At 72.9% G+C, this 16292-nt stretch carries 16 protein-coding genes; 11 read left to right on the top strand and 5 right to left on the bottom strand.

The window, feature by feature from the left end; all coding sequences use genetic code 11:
- On the top strand, nt 1-1035 hold the full coding sequence (gene cobT / locus ACFE7W_RS09655; RefSeq protein WP_375424550.1) for a nicotinate-nucleotide--dimethylbenzimidazole phosphoribosyltransferase: 1035 nt from the start codon (nt 1-3) through the stop codon (nt 1033-1035).
- Nucleotides 1036-1060: 25 nt separating this feature from the next.
- Complete coding sequence (locus ACFE7W_RS09650) at nt 1061-1840, top strand: adenosylcobinamide-GDP ribazoletransferase (protein WP_375424549.1); 780 nt, start codon at nt 1061-1063, stop codon at nt 1838-1840.
- 50 nt (nt 1841-1890) lie between these two features.
- Here the strand turns inward: ACFE7W_RS09650 and cobU are convergent, their stop codons facing one another.
- Nucleotides 1891-2463: a bifunctional adenosylcobinamide kinase/adenosylcobinamide-phosphate guanylyltransferase gene (cobU, locus tag ACFE7W_RS09645; RefSeq protein WP_375424548.1), complete on the bottom strand. Its 573-nt coding sequence runs from the start codon at nt 2461-2463 to the stop codon at nt 1891-1893.
- A 2-nt stretch (nt 2464-2465) separates the two neighbouring features.
- Between cobU and ACFE7W_RS09640 the strand changes: the two genes are divergently transcribed.
- On the top strand, nt 2466-3389 hold the full coding sequence (locus ACFE7W_RS09640; RefSeq protein ID WP_375424547.1) for a cobalamin biosynthesis protein: 924 nt from the start codon (nt 2466-2468) through the stop codon (nt 3387-3389).
- Nucleotides 3386-4114 carry a cobalt-precorrin-6A reductase gene (locus ACFE7W_RS09635; protein ID WP_375424546.1) on the top strand — a complete coding sequence of 243 codons (729 nt, stop codon included), beginning with the start codon at nt 3386-3388 and terminating at the stop codon, nt 4112-4114. The genes ACFE7W_RS09640 and ACFE7W_RS09635 overlap by 4 nt, the downstream gene beginning before the upstream one ends.
- A gap of 13 nt (nt 4115-4127) precedes the next feature.
- On the opposite strand, the gene ACFE7W_RS09630 is transcribed toward ACFE7W_RS09635, so the two are convergent.
- Both ACFE7W_RS09630 and ACFE7W_RS09625 read right to left on the bottom strand, forming a co-directional pair.
- Complete coding sequence (locus ACFE7W_RS09630) at nt 4128-5990, bottom strand: ABC transporter ATP-binding protein (protein WP_375424545.1); 1863 nt, start codon at nt 5988-5990, stop codon at nt 4128-4130.
- Complete coding sequence (locus ACFE7W_RS09625; RefSeq protein WP_375424544.1) at nt 5987-7915, bottom strand: ABC transporter ATP-binding protein; 1929 nt, start codon at nt 7913-7915, stop codon at nt 5987-5989. Before ACFE7W_RS09625 ends, ACFE7W_RS09630 begins: the two co-directional genes overlap by 4 nt.
- A gap of 375 nt (nt 7916-8290) precedes the next feature.
- Between ACFE7W_RS09625 and ACFE7W_RS09620 the strand changes: the two genes are divergently transcribed.
- The 4 genes from ACFE7W_RS09620 to ACFE7W_RS09605 all read left to right on the top strand — a co-directional run bounded on the left by ACFE7W_RS09620 (nt 8291) and on the right by ACFE7W_RS09605 (nt 11541).
- A complete protein-coding gene (locus ACFE7W_RS09620) occupies nt 8291-9097 on the top strand; it encodes a class I SAM-dependent methyltransferase (protein ID WP_375424543.1) in 807 nt (268 codons plus the stop codon).
- A gap of 64 nt (nt 9098-9161) precedes the next feature.
- A complete protein-coding gene (locus tag ACFE7W_RS09615) occupies nt 9162-10280 on the top strand; it encodes an S-(hydroxymethyl)mycothiol dehydrogenase (protein WP_375424542.1) in 1119 nt (372 codons plus the stop codon).
- Nucleotides 10277-10891: an MBL fold metallo-hydrolase gene (locus ACFE7W_RS09610; protein ID WP_375424541.1), complete on the top strand. Its 615-nt coding sequence runs from the start codon at nt 10277-10279 to the stop codon at nt 10889-10891. The genes ACFE7W_RS09615 and ACFE7W_RS09610 overlap by 4 nt, the downstream gene beginning before the upstream one ends.
- Before the next feature lie 167 nt (nt 10892-11058).
- Nucleotides 11059-11541 carry a glutathione peroxidase gene (locus tag ACFE7W_RS09605; protein ID WP_375424540.1) on the top strand — a complete coding sequence of 161 codons (483 nt, stop codon included), beginning with the start codon at nt 11059-11061 and terminating at the stop codon, nt 11539-11541.
- 22 nt (nt 11542-11563) lie between these two features.
- Here ACFE7W_RS09605 and ACFE7W_RS09600 read toward each other — a convergent pair whose 3' ends face one another.
- A complete protein-coding gene (locus tag ACFE7W_RS09600) occupies nt 11564-12448 on the bottom strand; it encodes a PaaX family transcriptional regulator C-terminal domain-containing protein (protein WP_375424539.1) in 885 nt (294 codons plus the stop codon).
- A 38-nt stretch (nt 12449-12486) separates the two neighbouring features.
- Here ACFE7W_RS09600 and ACFE7W_RS09595 point away from each other — a divergent pair, with 38 nt between their 5' ends.
- The 3 genes from ACFE7W_RS09595 to ACFE7W_RS09585 are packed head-to-tail and all read left to right on the top strand — an operon-like array spanning nt 12487 to nt 14137.
- The gene (locus ACFE7W_RS09595; protein WP_375424538.1) at nt 12487-13197 is read left to right on the top strand and encodes a VC0807 family protein; all 711 of its coding nucleotides are present in this window, start codon (nt 12487-12489) and stop codon (nt 13195-13197) included.
- Between the two features lie 33 nt (nt 13198-13230).
- Nucleotides 13231-13623, top strand: coding sequence for a phage holin family protein (locus ACFE7W_RS09590; RefSeq protein WP_375424537.1), 393 nt, complete (start codon nt 13231-13233; stop codon nt 13621-13623).
- Complete coding sequence (locus tag ACFE7W_RS09585; RefSeq protein WP_375424536.1) at nt 13604-14137, top strand: low molecular weight protein-tyrosine-phosphatase; 534 nt, start codon at nt 13604-13606, stop codon at nt 14135-14137. Before ACFE7W_RS09590 ends, ACFE7W_RS09585 begins: the two co-directional genes overlap by 20 nt.
- Before the next feature lie 14 nt (nt 14138-14151).
- Here ACFE7W_RS09585 and ACFE7W_RS09580 read toward each other — a convergent pair whose 3' ends face one another.
- Nucleotides 14152-16269 carry a YhgE/Pip family protein gene (locus ACFE7W_RS09580; RefSeq protein ID WP_375424535.1) on the bottom strand — a complete coding sequence of 706 codons (2118 nt, stop codon included), beginning with the start codon at nt 16267-16269 and terminating at the stop codon, nt 14152-14154.
- Between the last annotated feature and the right edge of the window lie 23 nt (nt 16270-16292).

The raw sequence follows: 16292 nt of genomic DNA, 5'->3' as shown, positions 1-16292 counted from the left end.
ATGCTGACCGCACCTTCGGCGACGGCCCGGCACGCGGCCGAGCAGCGGCTGGCCGCCCTGGCGAAACCCACGGGCGCCCTCGGCCGGCTCGAGGACCTCGCCGCCTGGCTCGCCGCCTGTCAGGGCGTGTGCCCGCCCCGGCCCCCGTCCGCCGTCCGGGCGGTGGTCCTGGCCGGCGACCACGGAGTCACCGCCGGGGAGTCACGGGACGGTGTGTCCGCGTACCCGCGTGAGGTCACGGCCGCCATGGTGCGCGCCTTTGTCGCCGGCGTGGCCGGGGCCAGCGTGCTCGCCCGTCAGCACGACGTCGCCCTGCGCGTGCTGGACCTCGGCGTGGACGCGGACCTGTCCGACCTCGGGACGGCCGTCGGGGCGTACAAGGTCCGGCGCTCGTCCGGCTCGATCGACCGTGAGGACGCCCTGACCGGGGCCGAGACCGACGCCGCGATCGCGGCGGGGACGGCGATCGCCGAGGCTGAGATCGCGGCCGGGGCCGACCTGCTGGTCGTCGGGGACATGGGCATCGGCAACACCACGCCCGCCGCCGCGCTGGTCGCGGCCAGCCTGGGCGCCGACGCCGAGCAGGTCGTCGGCCGGGGCACCGGGGTGGACGACGTTCGGCTGGCGCACAAGACCGAGGTGGTGGCGCAGGCGCTGCGGCGTACGGGCCGCCGCGCGGCCGACCCCCGACAGCGGCTCGCGGCACTGGGCTCGGCCGACCTGGCTGCGGGCGCCGGGTTCCTGGTCGCCGCGGCCCGCGCGGGGGTGCCGGTCCTGCTCGACGGCATCGTGCCGGTCGCCGAGCTGTGCGTGGCCGAGGACCTCGAGCCCGGCGTGGTCGCCTGGTGCGCCGCCGGGCACCGCTCGACCGAACCCGCCCAGCGGCTGGCCCTGGACAAGCTCGGCCTCGAACCGCTGCTCGACCTGGGGCTCCGGCTGGGCGAAGGCTCCGGCGCGCTCACCGCCCTGCCGCTGGTCCGCTCCGCGGCGCTGCTGCTGGACGGGATGGCGCTGCTGTCGGACCTGGCTCCCTGAGCGCCCCGGCGACCCGAGGCACGCGGTGAGCCTGGCGACGGCGCGGACGGGGCTGCGGCTGGCCGTCGGCACCCTGACGGTGCTGCCGACCGGGCACATCGACCGGGTCGACCGGTCCGTGGCCCGGTGGGCGATGCTGCTGGGCCCGCTGGCCGTCGTGCCGCTGGCCCTGCTGGCCGGAGCGGTGAGCTGGCTGGCCGATGGGCTGGACTGGCCACGAGCGGTGGCGGGCCTGGTCACGGTGGCCACGCTGGCCCTGGGCACCCGGGCGCTGCACCTCGACGGGCTCGCCGACACCGTCGACGGCCTCGGCTCGGGCTGGAACCGCGAGCGGGCACTCGAGGTGATGCGCCGCGGTGACGTCGGGCCGATGGGCGTGGTGGCGCTGGTGCTGGTGCTCGGCGTGCAGGCGGGGGTGATCGGCAGCCTGGACGGCGGGTGGAAGTCGGCGGTGGCGGTGGCGGTGCTGGTCTGCTGCTCGCGGGCCGCGCTCTCGGTGGTGTGCGTGCAGGGGGTGCGGGCCGCGCGGCCGGAGGGGCTCGGCGCCGCGGTGGCCGGGTCGGTGCCGGTCCGCTGGGCCGTCGCGACCTGGCTGGTCGTCGGGGGCGCCCTGGCGCTGGTCTGGTCCTTGCTGAGCACCGGTGTCCTCGACGGCGTCCTGGTGGCCTTCGTCGCCCTCATCGCCGTCTCAACGCTGGTGGCGTGGTGCGTGCACCGGCTGGGCGGGGTGACCGGGGACGTGATGGGCGCCTGCGTGGAGCTGGCGCTGACCGTGATGCTGCTGGGGGCGGTGACCCGCTGGTGACCGGCCTGCCGAGCCGACCGGGTCCGGGGCTTCGCCGAGGGCCGGCGCGATCAGCGGCCCGGCGCCGGCAGGTGCAGGGCGCGGCCGGCGACGACCAGGACGACGTCGTCGCACTCGGCCGCGACAGCCTGGTTGACCCGGCCCAGCAGGTCGGTGAAGACCCGGCCCGACCGGTGCTCGGAGACCAGCCCCCAGCCCACCTCGTTGGTCACCGCCACCAGCGTTCCGGGGTGCGCGCGCCACGCGTCGAGCAGGGCGTCGAGATGCTCGTCGAAACGGCTCCGCCACTCGCGCAGCGGCTCGTCCCAGGTGTCGAGCGCGTCCACCACCCCCGCTACCCAGGTACCGAGGCAGTCGACCAGCACCGCGGCCCCGGCCGTCCTGATGGCCCCGCCGAGGTCGATCGTCTCCGCGGTCTGCCACGCGGCCGGCCGGCTGGCCTGGTGGGCGGCGACGCGGGCGGCCCACTCGGGGTCGGTGGCCGGGTCGGCCCGCTGGCCCGGCGCGACGTAGCGGACGTCGTCCCGGCCGGCCAGCAGCGCCTCGGCGTACCGGGACTTGCCCGACCGCACCCCGCCGGTGACCAGGACCTTCGCTGCGCCAGGCTCGTGCTGAAGGGACATCAGTGAGGAGCCTAGCGGCCGGGCTGGCGCTGGGCTTCCTCGCCGACCAGCTGCTCGGGGATCCGCGCCGAGGACACCCGGTGGCCGGCTTCGGCCGGCTCGCCGCGCGGCTCGAGGGCTGGACGTACGGCGACTCGCGCACTCGGGGTGTCCTGCACGTCGGCGTGCTGGTCGGGTCCGCGGCGGGCCTCGGCGTCGGACTCGGCCGGACCGTCCGGAACCGGCCCGGTGGGGGGCTGCTGGTCACCGCGGCCGCGACCTGGACGGTGCTCGGCGGCCGGTCGCTGCAGCGGGAGGCGGGCACCGTCGCCGGCCAGCTCGGCCGCGACGACCTGGCCGCGGCGCGCATCCAGCTCCGCAACCTGGTCGGTCGGGACCCGTCGCAGCTGGACGCCGCCGGGATCGCCCGGGCCTGCGTCGAGTCGGTGGCCGAGAACACCTCGGACGCGGTGGTCGCGCCGCTGTTCTGGGGTGCGGTGGCCGGAGTGCCCGGGCTGCTGGCGTACCGGGCGGTCAACACCCTGGACGCGATGGTCGGCCACCGGTCGCCGCGGTACCTCCGCTTCGGGTGGGCGGCCGCGCGGCTCGACGACGTGGCGAACTGGCTGCCGGCCCGGATCTGCGCCCTGCTGACCCTGGCGGTCGCGCCGCTGGTCGGCGGCTCGGCGGCGGCCGGCTGGCGCGCCTGGCGGCGGGACGCGGCGCGGCACCCGAGCCCGAACGCCGGGGTGGTCGAGGCGTCCTTCGCCGGGGTGCTGGGGATCCGGCTGGGCGGGACCAACGTCTACGAGGGCGTGGCCGAGAACCGCGGGACCCTCGGAGGCAGCCGTCCGGTCGCCGCCTCCGACATCGCTCCCGCCGCCCGGCTGAGCCTGCTGGTCGGCGTCGCAGCGGCCCTCGCCGCCGCCGTGGCGGCCCGGCGGTGACCGTCCTGGTCCTGGGCGGTACCGGGGAGGCGCGTGAGCTGGCCCGCCTGCTGGACGCCGACGGCGCCGCGGTGGTCAGCTCGCTGGCCGGCCGGGTCTCGCGGCCGGCCCTGCCGGCAGGTGAGGTCCGCGTCGGCGGCTTCGGCGGACCCGGGGGACTGGCCCGCTACCTGGACGAGCGGCAGGTGGCCGCCGTGGTCGACGCCACCCACCCGTTCGCGGCGCGGATCTCGGCCTCGGCCGCCCGGGCCGCCGAGCTCACCGGCACCCCGCTGGTCCGGCTGCAGCGGCCCGGCTGGCGCGGGCACCCCGACGCCGGTCGCTGGACCTGGGCGCCGGACGCCTCGGCGGCGCGGGCCGCCGCCGGCTGCGCGCGCCGACCGTTCCTGACCACCGGGCGGCAGTCGCTGCCCGACTTCTCGCCCTGGGCGGACCGGGACGTGCTGGTCCGGGTGGTCGACCCCCCGGACCACGCGCTGCCCGTCCGCTGGACGGTGCTGCTGGCCCGCGGACCGTACGAGCGGGTGGCCGAACGCACGCTGATGGCCGCGCACCGGGTGGACTGGCTGCTGACCAAGGACTCCGGCGGTCCGCTGACCGCGGCCAAGCTCGACGCCGCCGCGGACCTGGGCCTGCCGGTGGTGGTGATCGAACGTCCACCCCCACCTCCGGGCGTAGCTCTGGTGACGACCGTGGCCGAGGCCGTCCGCTGGCTCCGCCGGTGACCAGGCACGACACCTAGGCCAGGGAGGACTCCCAGGCCTGGTGCAGAGCGGCGTACCGACCGTCGTGGTCGGCCATCAGCTCGCGTGGCGACCCGTCCTCGATGATCCGGCCGTGCTCGAGCACCAGCACCCGGTCGGCGATCTCGACCGTGCTCAGCCGGTGGGCGATGATCACCGCCGTCCGGGAGGCGAGGATGGTCTGCAGCGCCCGCTGCACCAGCCGCTCACTGGGCACGTCGAGGCTGGAGGTCGCCTCGTCGAGGATCAGCACCGCCGGGTCGGCGAGGAACGCGCGGGCGAACGTGATCAGCTGCCGCTGACCGGCCGAGAGCCGGGAGCCGCGCTTGGCCACGTCGGTGTCGTAGCCCTGGGGCAACGTGGCGATGAAGTCGTGCACGCCGACAGCCCGGGCCGCGCTCTCGATCTCGGCCCGGCTGGCCCCCGGCTTGCCGAAGGCGATGTTGTCAGCGACCGTCCCGTCGAACATGAAGTTCTCCTGGGTGACCATCACCACCGCCCGACGCAGGTCGTCGTCGGCCAGGTCACGCAGGTCCACCCCGTCGAGGGTCACCCGGCCCGCGGCCGGGTCGTAGAACCGCGCCATCAGCTTCGCGATCGTCGTCTTGCCGGCGCCGGTCGTCCCCACCAGCGCGACCGTCTGGCCCTCGGGGATGCGCAGCTCCAGGTCGGGCAGCACCGGCCGCTCCGGCGTGTAGGCGAAGTGCACGTGCTCCAGGTGGAGCGCGCCCCGGGCGGTGGGCAGCGGGGTCGGCGAGCTCGGCTGGACGACCGACGGCTGTTCCTCGAGCACGCCGGACAGCTTCTCCAGCGCCGACGAGGCGGACTGGAACGTGTTGTAGAACTGGCTGATGTCCTGCATCGGCTCGAAGAACATCCGCAGGTAGAGCAGGAACGCCGCCAGCACGCCGACGGTCATCTCACCCGAGATCACCAGGTAGCCGCCGTAGACCAGGACCACGCCGATGGTCAGGTTCCCGATCAGCTTGATCGACGGCATGAAGATCGCGACCAGCCGGAAAGACTCGACGTTCGCCTCGCGGTAGCGGCCGGCGACGTCGGTGAAGATCTCGGAGTTGCGGTGCTCGCGCCGGTAGGCCTGGACGGCCTTGATCCCGGTCATCGTCTCGATGAACTGCACGATGGTCAGCGCCGACGTCTCGCGCACCCGCCGGTAGGTCCGCGACGAGGCGCGCGAGAACCAGCGCACCAGCAGCATCAGCACCGGGAAGCAGAGCAGGCAGACCGCTCCCAGCTTCAGGTCGAGCACCAGAAGCAGCACCCCGACCCCGACCATGGTCAGCACCGCGGTGATCAGGCTGTCGAAGCCGTTGGCCAGCAGCTCCATGATCGCGTCGACGTCACTGGTCAGCCGGGAGACCACCCGGCCGGTGGTGTAGCGGTCGTGGAACCGGACGTCCAGCTCCTGGAAGTGCCGGAAGAGCCGCCGCCGCAGCTCCAGCAGCACCTTCTGGCCGACCGTGCCGGAGTTGCGCAGGAAGAAGACACGGCTGGCGGCCTGCAGGACGACGGCCAGCCCCATCGCCGCCACGGTCTCGTACAGGAAGCGCCCGCTGCCGCCGGCCAGCAGCGGCGGCACCCCGAGGTCGATCCCGCGCTGCACGAGCCACGGGATGCTCAGCCGGGCCACGTTCTCGAGCACGACCGCCGCGATCAGCACCCAGATCCAGCGCCGGTACGGCCGCAGCAGGTCCCCGAGCAGGGCCCGGCTGCGCCGGCGCAGGAAGACGGTGCCGCGCTCGGTGATCCCTTCGTCGCCCTCGGCCGCGACCCCGCGCCACTCCTCGATCGCGGGGTCGGCCGAGACCGAGGTGCCCGTCGTGGTCGTGGCGCTCATCGGGCCCCCTCCAGCTGGATGGTCGGACTCGCAAGCTCGTCCTCGAGCTCCAGGTCGTACTCCGCCGACAGCAGGGCCCGGTACTCCGGCACCTCGGCCAGCAGCTCGGCGTGGGTGCCGACGTGGGTGATCGTGCCGCCGCGGAGCATCGCCACCCGGTCAGCCAGCAGCACCGTGGAGGCGCGGTGGGCGACCACGATCCCGGTCACGCCGACGAGCACGCGCTGCAGCGCCTCCTCGACCAGGGCCTCGGTGTGGATGTCCAGCGCCGAGAGGGTGTCGTCCAGCACGAGGACGGACGGCTTGGCCAGCACCGCGCGGGCGAGGGCGAGCCGCTGTCGCTGACCGCCGGACAGGCTCATGCCCTGCTCGCCGATCCGGGTCGCGAGCCCCCAGGGCAGCTCGTGCACGAAGTGGGCCTGGGCGACGTCGATCGCCTCCTCCACATCGGCGTCGCTGGCGTCCGGCCGGCCGAGGGTGAGGTTCTCCCGGGCCGACATCGAGAACAGCGTCGGGTCCTCGAAGGCGATGGCCACGATCCGGCGCAGCTGGCTGAGCTGCAGGTCGCGGATGTCGGTGCCGTCGATCCGGATGGCCCCGGCGGTCACGTCGTAGAGCCGCGGCACGAGCGAGGTGAGCACGCTCTTGCCCGAGCCGGTCGCCCCGACCAGGGCCACGGTCTCCCCGGGTGCGATGTCGAGGTGCAGGTCGTGCAGGACGTCGGTGTCGCTGTCGGCGAACCGGAAGCCGGCGCCGTCGAAGGTCAGCCGACCCGCCACCTGGTCCAGCCGCAGCTCGCCGTCGGCGATCTCGTTCTCGGAGTCGAAGATCTCCGCGATCCGGTCCGAGCCGGTCATCGCCTCCTGCGCCTGCGCCAGCAGGAAGCCGAGCGCCGACACCGGCCAGACCAGCGACAGCATCAAGGTGATGAAGGCGACGAGCGTACCCAACGTGAGCCGGCCCTGGCCCGCCGCGACCGCGCCGAGGCCGAGCACGACGATCAGGGTGAGGTTGGGGATCACCGCGAGCACGGTCCAGAAGCGGGCGCTCAGCTGCACCCGATCCACCGAGGTCTCGTACAGCGCGATGCTGCGGGCGTCGAACGTGCGGTAGACGTGCCGGCCGCGGCCGAACGCCTTGATGGCGCGCAGGCCGTAGGCCCCCTCCTCGACCGCGGACGCGACGTCACCGGTCTGGTCCTGGACGCGGCGCGACAGCCGGGTGTAGGCCCGCTCGTTGCGCAGGCAGAGGGCGGTGATCGGCACCGTCGAGGCCAGGACCACCAGCCCCAGCGGCCAGTACATGTGCAACAGGATCGCGGTGGTGACCGCGATCTGAGCGATGTTGGTGAGGATGAAGAGCAGTCCGAAGCCGAGGAAGCGCCGGATCGTGGCCAGGTCGCTCATGATCCGCGACAGCAGCTGACCCGACTGCCAGCGGTCGTGGAAGCCCATCGGCAGGGTCTGGAGCTTGGCGTACATGTCGGCGCGGATCGCGAACTCGACCCCGTTGGTGGCCCGCGAGACGACCCAGCGGCGCAGGAAGGTCAGGGCGGCCTCGACGATGCCGAGCGTGATCGCGAGCAGGCCCAGCGCGTACAGGCCGGCCCGGTCCGACGTGGCGATCGGGCCGTCGATGACGGCTTTGGTGACCAGCGGGACGACGATCGTCGCCCCCGTGCCGACGGCGGCGAAGACCGCCGTCGCGACGAAACGGGCCCGGAAGGGCAGCAGGTAGTAGCGCAGCCGCCACAGGTTCGCGCTGGCCCGGCGCGGTCGCGGCTGACCGTCGCGGCCCACCCGCGGCGGGGACGGCGGCGCGATCGCGGCCGGACGGTCCAGGGCGGTCCGCACCGGGGCGGCTTCGGCCGTGCGGGTACGTCCGGTCGGCTGGTCGACGGCGGTGACCGTTCCTTCGGCTGGCATGGGGAGTCCTCGGGTTGGAGACGGACGAGCCGCCCGGGCGACCATCGCCGCTGACGCTACGGCGACGGTCTGACAGAAATCCGCGACGGCGGGCCTACTGCGCCGAGCCCGGTTCCCCGGTCTCAGGTGGACCGGCCTGCTGAACCGATCAAGTACACAGTCCTACTATGCGACTCCAAGAGCGTCCGAAGGTCAACCGGTATTCCCGGGGCTGCGGTCGGACGGGGTCCCGACCGCCGCCCCGGCACGGCGACGCGGCCCCTCGGGAGCCCCACGCGTGACGGTCCCCCGCCGGCCGTGGTCCTAGACTCCCAGCCACCCGGACGGGCCCAGACCCGCCGCTCCGGTCAGTCACTCGTGCCCCGAAAGGTTCCCTTGCCCAGCAGCAACCCGTTGCGGCGGTTCGTCGAGACCACCCGCGGCCGTCAGATCCGCAAGTACGAGCACTACTACGACGTCTACCACCGTCACCTGAGCAAGTTCCGGGGACGCAAGATCGTGGTGGTCGAGTTCGGCGTGCACATGGGCGGCTCGGCCCAGATGTGGCGGGAGTACTTCGGGGCCGACGTCATGATCTACGGCATCGACATCACCCCGGAGTGCAAACGCTGGGAGACGCCGTGGTTCAAGGTCTTCGTCGGCGACCAGTCCGACCGGGCCTTCCTGGCCGAGATCGCCGCCGAGATCGGTCCGATCGACGTGCTGATCGAGGACGGGGGCCACCGACCCGAGCAGCAGATCGCCACCTTCGAGATCTTCTACCCCAAGGTCAAGCCCGGCGGGGTCTTCCTGATCGAGGACCTGCACACCAGCTACTGGCCCTCCTACGACGGCGGCTACCAGCGGCCGGGAACGTTCATGGAGTACGCCAAGCCGCTCACCGACCAGCTGAACGCCTTCCACAGCCGTGAGCCCCGGTTCGCGGTCGACCGGTTCACCCGCAGCACCACGTCCATGCACTTCTACGACAGCATCGTGGTCTTCGAGAAGGCGCGGGTCGACAAACCCCGGCGGCTCGACGGCGGCCGTCCGGGCTGGGAGCGACGGCCCGACACCGACGTGCTGCTGAGCCGGCGCTCGCTGCTGCGGACCGAGGCGGTGCGCGCCGGCCGCCGAGCCGCTCCGCTGGTCCGCAGGGCGCTGCGACGGGCCCGAGCCTTGGGGATCCGCGGCCGGGACTGACCGTCGACCGGCCCGTTAGGATCTTGCGGACCGCCGGGAACGGCCGAGCAACGAGGGAGCACGGATGCCGCAAGAGGTGCAGGGGATCATCGCCCGGAGCAAGGGCGCTCCCGTCGAGCTGGTGACCGTGGTGGTACCCGACCCGGGTCCCGGTGAGGCCGTGGTGGCGGTCCAGGCCTGCGGCGTCTGCCACACCGATCTGCACTACCGCGAGGGCGGCATCGGGGACGACTATCCCTACCTGCTCGGCCACGAGGCGGCCGGGATCGTCGAGGCGGTCGGCGAGGGCGTCACCGACGTGGCTCCCGGTGACTACGTCGTCCTCAACTGGCGCGCCATCTGCGGACAGTGCCGGGCGTGCAGGCGCGGCCGGCCCTGGTACTGCTTCGACACCGCCAACGCCACCCAGAAGATGACCCTGACCGACGGCACCGAGCTCTCCCCCGCGCTGGGCATCGGCGCCTTCGCCGACAAGACGCTGGTCGCGGCCGGGCAGTGCACCAAGGTCGACCCGGCAGCGCGACCCGCCGCCGCCGGGCTGCTCGGCTGCGGCGTCATGGCCGGTCTCGGCGCGGCGATCAACACCGGCCACGTGAGCCGTGGCGACTCGGTGGCCGTCATCGGCTGCGGCGGGGTCGGAGCCGCGGCCGTCGCCGGCGCCCGACTCGCCGGCGCGTCCAAGATCATCGCTGTCGACGTGGACGACCGGAAGCTCGCGACCGCGCAGCAGCTGGGCGCCACCGACACCATCAACTCGCGTGACACCGACGCAGTCGAGGGCATCCAGGCCCTGACCGGCGGCTTCGGGGCCGACGTGGTGATCGACGCCGTCGGCCGCCCCGAGACCTACACCCAGGCGTTCTACGGTCGCGACCTCGCCGGCACGGTCGTCCTGGTCGGGGTGCCCACCCCGCAGATGAGGCTCGAGCTGCCGCTGCTCGACGTCTTCGGCCGTGGCGGCTCGCTGAAGTCCAGCTGGTACGGCGACTGCCTGCCCGAGCGCGACTTCCCGATGCTGATCGACCTGTACCTGCAGGGCCGGCTCCCGCTGGACGCGTTCGTCACCGAGGAGATCGGGATCGGCGACATCGAGGCGGCCTTCGACAAGATGGCCGGCGGCGGCGTGCTGCGCAGCGTCGTGCTGTTCCCCGAGGCGGCGGCGACCCCGGCCGCGTCGGCATGACCGCCCGGATCGACCACGCCGTCGTCTCCGGCACCTTCAGCCTGGACGGGGAGACCTTCGACGTCGACAACAACGTCTGGGTGGTCGGTGACGGCGACGAGTGCGTGGTCATCGACGCCCCCCACGACATCGCCCCGATCCTCGAGCTGGTCGCGGGCCGGACGGTCAGGGCGGTCCTGTGCACCCACGCGCACGACGACCACGTCCGGGTGGCGCCCGCGCTGGCCGAGGCGGTCGGCGCCCCCGTCCTGCTGCACCCGGCCGACCTGCCGCTCTGGCGCCTGACCCACGGCGACCTGGTGCCCGACGGCGACCTGGCTGAGGGCCAGCAGATCGAGGTGGCCGGCACCACGCTGCAGGTGCTGCACACCCCCGGACACGCGCCGGGTGCCGTCTGCTTCTACGCCCCCGACCTCGGCGTCGTCTTCACCGGCGACACCTTGTTCTGCGGCGGTCCCGGCGCGACCGGGCGCAGCTTCAGCGACCGCAACCTGCTGCTGCTCTCGATCACCGACCAGCTGCTGGCGCTGCCCGGCACCACCATCGTCAAGACCGGGCACGGGGACGACACCACGCTGGCCGACGAGCGCGCCGGGATCCTCGCCGGCTGAGCCCGGGCTGGGCGCGTCCCCGTCCAAGGGCGCGCTCTTGCCGCCTGAGGGTGACGTTGCCTCCGCTCGAGCGGAGGCAACGTCACCTTCGGGAGGCAACCTGGTCCGAGCGCGTGATCGTCGACGCGGCTCGGTTCCCGTCCCTCCTCACCTCCTAGGCTGGGTGCATGCCCACGCTCTCGGACTTCTCCGCCCGCGCCATCACCGGCGACGACCAGCCTCTCGCCCAGTACGCCGGTCAGGTGGTGCTGGTGGTCAACACCGCCTCGAGGTGCGGGCTGACCCCGCAGTACCAGGGGTTGGAGACGCTGTACGGGCAGTACCACGGGCAGGGTCTGGTGGTGCTCGGCTTCCCGTGCGACCAGTTCGGCCACCAGGAGCCCGGCGACGAAGCGGAGATCAGCGACTTCTGCTCACTGAACTACGGCGTCAGCTTCCCGATGTTCGCCAAGATCGAGGTCAACGGCGACGGGGCGCACCCGCTCTACCACTGGCTGCGGGAGGAGAAGGGCGGCATCCTCGGCGATGCGATCAAGTGGAACTTCACCAAGTTCCTCGTCGGTCGGGACGGCACCGTGCTGAAGCGCTACGCCCCCACCACCACCCCCGACAAGATCGCCGGCGACATCGAGGCCGCGCTGGCCGCCTGACGTGAGGCGTCGGTGGTGACGCTCAGGTCGCACGGCCGGCGGGCCGGCTCCAACGTGCGTCGGGCAGCGACTCGAACAGCTCGGCGCCCTTGGCCCGAGCGACCAGGGCGTGGGCGTAGGCGAGGGCTCCGGGCTGCAGCTGGGCGGTGATGGCGTCCACGGCCCGCTTCAGCTCCGGCACCGGCCACGGGTCGGGCACCAGCTCGGGTGGCAGCAGCGGGATCTGCACCACGATGGCCGCCCACCGCTCCCACAGCCCGGCCTGCTGCCGGAAGGCCTCGCGGTCGGGTCGGCCTTCGGCGGCCAGCCGGTGCTCGAGCTCGGTGAGGTCGGCGAGGAAGCCCGTCAGGGTCGGTTGCTCGGCGATGAGGTGCCACGCCCGCTCGGCCAACCGGCGTGCCGTCGCCAGGGTGCAGGCGAGCTCACCGAGCTCGACCGAGGAGTCCTCGGCGCTCAGCCACGGTCCGCACCACTCGCGCGGATCACTTACCCCGATCAGCACCCCCGGCCGGGCGGCGCCGAAGCCGGCCCTAAACGCCCGCTCCCGCAGCTCGTCGCGGTGCTGCCGCCGGGCCTCCGGGATGGTGTAGAGCACGAGCTGGAAACGCCCCTCCCAGCGCGGTCGGCTCTCGCCTCCGCGGAACCGGTGGAACCGGGCGGCGTAGGGGCCCGCGAGCCGGTAGACCGCGATCCGCCCGACCCGCTCGCTCGCCAGGTTCCCGGCGCCGACCATCCGGGACAGCATGGTCCTCACGGCCGGCGCCGACATGCCGAGCTCGGTCAGCAGCGGCACCAGGACGGTGCCGGGGACCGCCGCCGCCTCGAGCAGGCCGAAGAGGTAGCCGACCGTCCCGCCGGAGGGTGACTGGGCGACTACCGGCTCACGGGGTGGACGAATCAGTGTCAATCCTTTCCCGAAACGTGCAGATCTGTAATGTACTGCCCGTGGCTACATCCTCCGCGCCGGACACCCGGCGGTTCGCGGCCCGCTCGATGGTGATCAGCCTGCTGCTGACAGGGCTCATCGACATCGGCCTGTCGATCGTAATCTTCGAGGTGCTGACGGGTCGCGGCGTCCAACCCGGCCTCGCGTACCTGGTCGCCGGCGTCGCGCCGGTGCTGGGCATGGTGATCAACTGGGTCCGCACCCGCAAGCTCGGCGGCGTCTCCGTCATCGTCCTGGTCACGCTGCTGATCTCGGCGCTGGTGACCCTGATCGGCAGTCAGGACCTGAGGGTGCTGCTGCTCAAGGACGCGGTGCTGACCGGCGGTTTCGGACTGGTCACCCTGGTCTCGGCGTTGCCGCTGTTCCGCAAGCCCCTGATGTTCGCCTACGGGCTAAAGTTCGGCACCGACGGCAGCCGCGAGGGCGTGCAGGAGTGGTACGACCTGTGGGACCGCTACCCGACATTCCGGCACACCCAGTACCTGATCAACAACACCTGGGGAATCGCCTACCTCGCCGAGGCGGCGATCAAGGTGGGCTGCGCCTACCTCATCAGCTACCAGGCGGCGTACGCCGTCAACCAGGTCCTGCCCTGGGTCGTGCTGGCCGGGCTGATCTTCTGGACCATCTCCTACGGCAACCGGCAACGCAAGGCGGGCGCGGCACGCCAGGCCGCGGCCGAGGCCCAGGCAGAAGCAGCCGCGGCGTAGCCCCTTCGCGACCGCGCGTGGAACGCTGGAGGCATGCGACTGATCCTCCGGCTCCTCGCCAACGCCGCGGCGCTGGCCGTGGCCACGTTCCTGCTGAGCGGCATCCGCCTCACCGAGCCGACGACCCGGGGCAAGCTCGTCACCCTGCTGGTGGTCGCCCTGATCTTCGGCGTCGTGAACGCCATCGTGAAGCCGATCTTCTCCCTGGTGAGCCTGCCGCTGGTCCTGCTGACCCTCGGCCTCTTCCTGCTGGTCATCAACGCCCTGATGCTGCTGCTGACCTCGTGGATCTCCACCCAGGTCGACCTCGGCTGGTACGTCGACGGCTTCGGGACCGCCGTCTTCGGGGCGTTGATCGTCTCGATCGTCAGCTTCTTCCTGAACGCGTTCGTCCCGGACCGGCGCGGTGACCGCCGCCGTGCGTGATCCTGGCGGCACCGAGGGCGGCACTGCCCCCGCCCGCGTCGTCTTCGTCTGCTGGGGCAACATCTGCCGCTCCCCGATCGCGGAACGGGTGGCCGAGCGCCAGGCGGCGGACGCGGGCCTGACCGGGGTCGCCTTCTCCAGCGCCGCGACCAGCACCGAGGAGCTGGGCCAGCCGATGGACCGCCGGGCCGCCGCCGTGCTGCGGGCCCACGGCTACCGGAGCGAGGCCCACCGGGCCCACCAGATCGACGCGGCGGAGATCGAGACGGCCGACCTGGTGGTCGCGATGGAGGACATCCACGTCCGGCGGATGCTGGCCATGGCTCCGGGGGCCACCAACCTGAGCCTGCTGACCGACTACGACCCGGACGCGGAACCGGGCTCCGGCGTACCCGACCCCTGGTACGGCACGGCGGCCGGCTTCGAGGACACCCTCGCCACCGTCGAGGCCGCCATGCCCGGTCTACTCCGACTTGTCAGAACTCAGTTGTCCTCTGGGGCAACCCAGTTCTGACAAGTTGGTGAAACTCAGGCCGGCAGCGGGCTGACCAGGGGGGCGACCACCCGGCGCCGGGCGACGGCCAGAACCCCGGCGACCAGACCCAGCACCAGCCAGGCACCGAGCAGGGCAGCGTCGCCGTTGGCTCCGGTGCCGCCGCTGGCGATGGCCCGGAACCCGTCCAGGGCCGGCGTCATGGGCAGGAAGGGACGGACCGCGTCGAAGCTTGCCGGGACGGCGGAGGTGACCGCGCCCGCGGCCCCGACCACCACCAACGCGACCGACACGAACCGGCCCACGCCACCGAACCAGGCGACCAGCGCGTGGTTGAGCGCCACGAAGGTCAACGCCGTCAGCAGTGCGATCGCACCCAGCGCCACCGCCCGGCCCGCGGGCAGGTCGAGCAGCAGCTGCAGCACGACGGCCAGCGCGACCGCCTGCACCGCCCCGACCAGGGCACCCGGCAGCAGCGCCTCCGCCGACAGCCGCCACGAGGACCGCATCGAGGACAGCACCCGCGACGAGACGGCGCGCAGCACCAGGTAGCTGGCCAGCGCCCCCAGCCAGAGGGCGAGCACGGCCAGGAAGGTGGTCGTGGTGACGTTGGAGAAGACCGAGGTCGCCGCCTTCGACGACACGGGCGAGGTGACCACCGAGGAGAGCTTCTGCCGGGTGGTCTTGTCGTAGGTGGGTACGGCCTTGGCGCCCTTGGCGAGACCGTCGGACAGCTTCTGCGAGCCGTCGGCAAGCTGGTGCGTCGCGGTCGCGAGCTGGTCGGTGCCGTCCGCGAGCTTGCCCGCCCCGGCCGCCGACTGCTTCGTCCCGGTGGCGAACTGGGACGTGGCCGTGCTCAGGTCCTCGGCGCCCGAGGCGAGCTTGGCGGTCCCGTCGGCGCTGGAACGAATCCCCTTGGCCAACGGCTTCAGCCCGTCCGCCAGGCTGTCGGTGCCGTCGGCGAGCTGCTGCAGGCCCTTCGCCGCCTTCGCCTGGCCTCCGGCCAGGGCCTGAGCACCGCTGAGCAGGCTCTGACCGGTCTTCGGGTCCTTGGTGCTGAGCCCTGCGGCCGCGCCGTCCAGAGCCTTGGCGGCACCTTGGGCGCCGGCGTAGGCGCCCGCCGCCTGGCCTGCCTGCTGCGCGACGGCGCCGAGCGTCTGCAGCACGACCGCACACTGCGCCTCGGTGAGAGCCGGCTCGGTCGTCGGACATGCCGGCTGACCCCCGCTGGCCGGCGCCGGGACCTTCGCCAGCTGCGCGGCCTGCTTGCGCAGAGCCTTCTGGTACGTCGCCAGGCCGCCGGCGATGCCTTTGGTCCCCTTCGCGAGCTCGTCAGCCCCGTCGGCCGCCTGCTGGCTGCCCTTGGCAAGCTTGCGCGCCCCCGGCGGCACCTTGGCTGCGCCGTCGGCGAGCTGGTCGAGACCGTCGGCGAGCTTCGTGGTGCCGGTGGCCAGATTGTCGGTGCCCGTGGCCAGCTGGTCGGCGCCGGAGCCGAGTTGGTCGAGACCGGTGGCGAGCTTCTCGGTGCCGGAGTCGACCCCGTCCAGGCCGTCGGCGATCTTGCTGGTGCCGTCGCTGAGCTTGGCCGAGGCGTCGGCGACCGTACCGAACTGCTTGCCCAGCTGGTTGAAGCCCAGGTAGATGTTCTGCAGGTACGACCTGGTCAGCGAGGTGTTGAGGGTCTTGGTGGCGGCCGCGGTGATCGCCTGGCCGACGACCGGGTCGGCGATGCCGGCCACCTCGGAGGTCTGGACGGCGATGGTGGCGGCCCGGATGTCGGCCGGGTCGGTCTTGGAGAACGAGGTCGCCCGGGCCGAGAAGGTCGTGGGGATCGTCACCACGGCCGCGTAGGCGCCGGACTTCAGCCCCGAGGAGGCGTCGTCGGCGTCGGTCAGTACCCAGTCGAAGTTCTGGTCGGCGTTCCCGGCGACCAGACCGCCGGCGAGCTGGCGACCCAGCGGGACCGTCTGCCCCTTCACCTTGACCGGCTGGTCCAGGTTCACCACGGCAGCCTGCACCCGGTCCAGCCGGGTGGTGGAGTTCCAGGTGGCCCAGAGGAACCCGCCGGCGACGAGCAGCGGCAGCAGCACGAGACCGACGAGTGAGAGGGTGCCGACCCGCCGGGTTCCGACGGCGCGTTCGAGGCTAGGCATGAGGACGATCTCCAGGAGGCTTG

Origin of the sequence: uncultured Friedmanniella sp. (genome assembly GCF_964244285.1) — a bacterium.
In the GTDB taxonomy this organism is placed as follows: domain Bacteria; phylum Actinomycetota; class Actinomycetes; order Propionibacteriales; family Propionibacteriaceae; genus Microlunatus.
The sequence above is the reverse complement of the archived record's forward strand: the minus strand, read 5'-3'. Positions and strand labels throughout refer to the sequence as shown.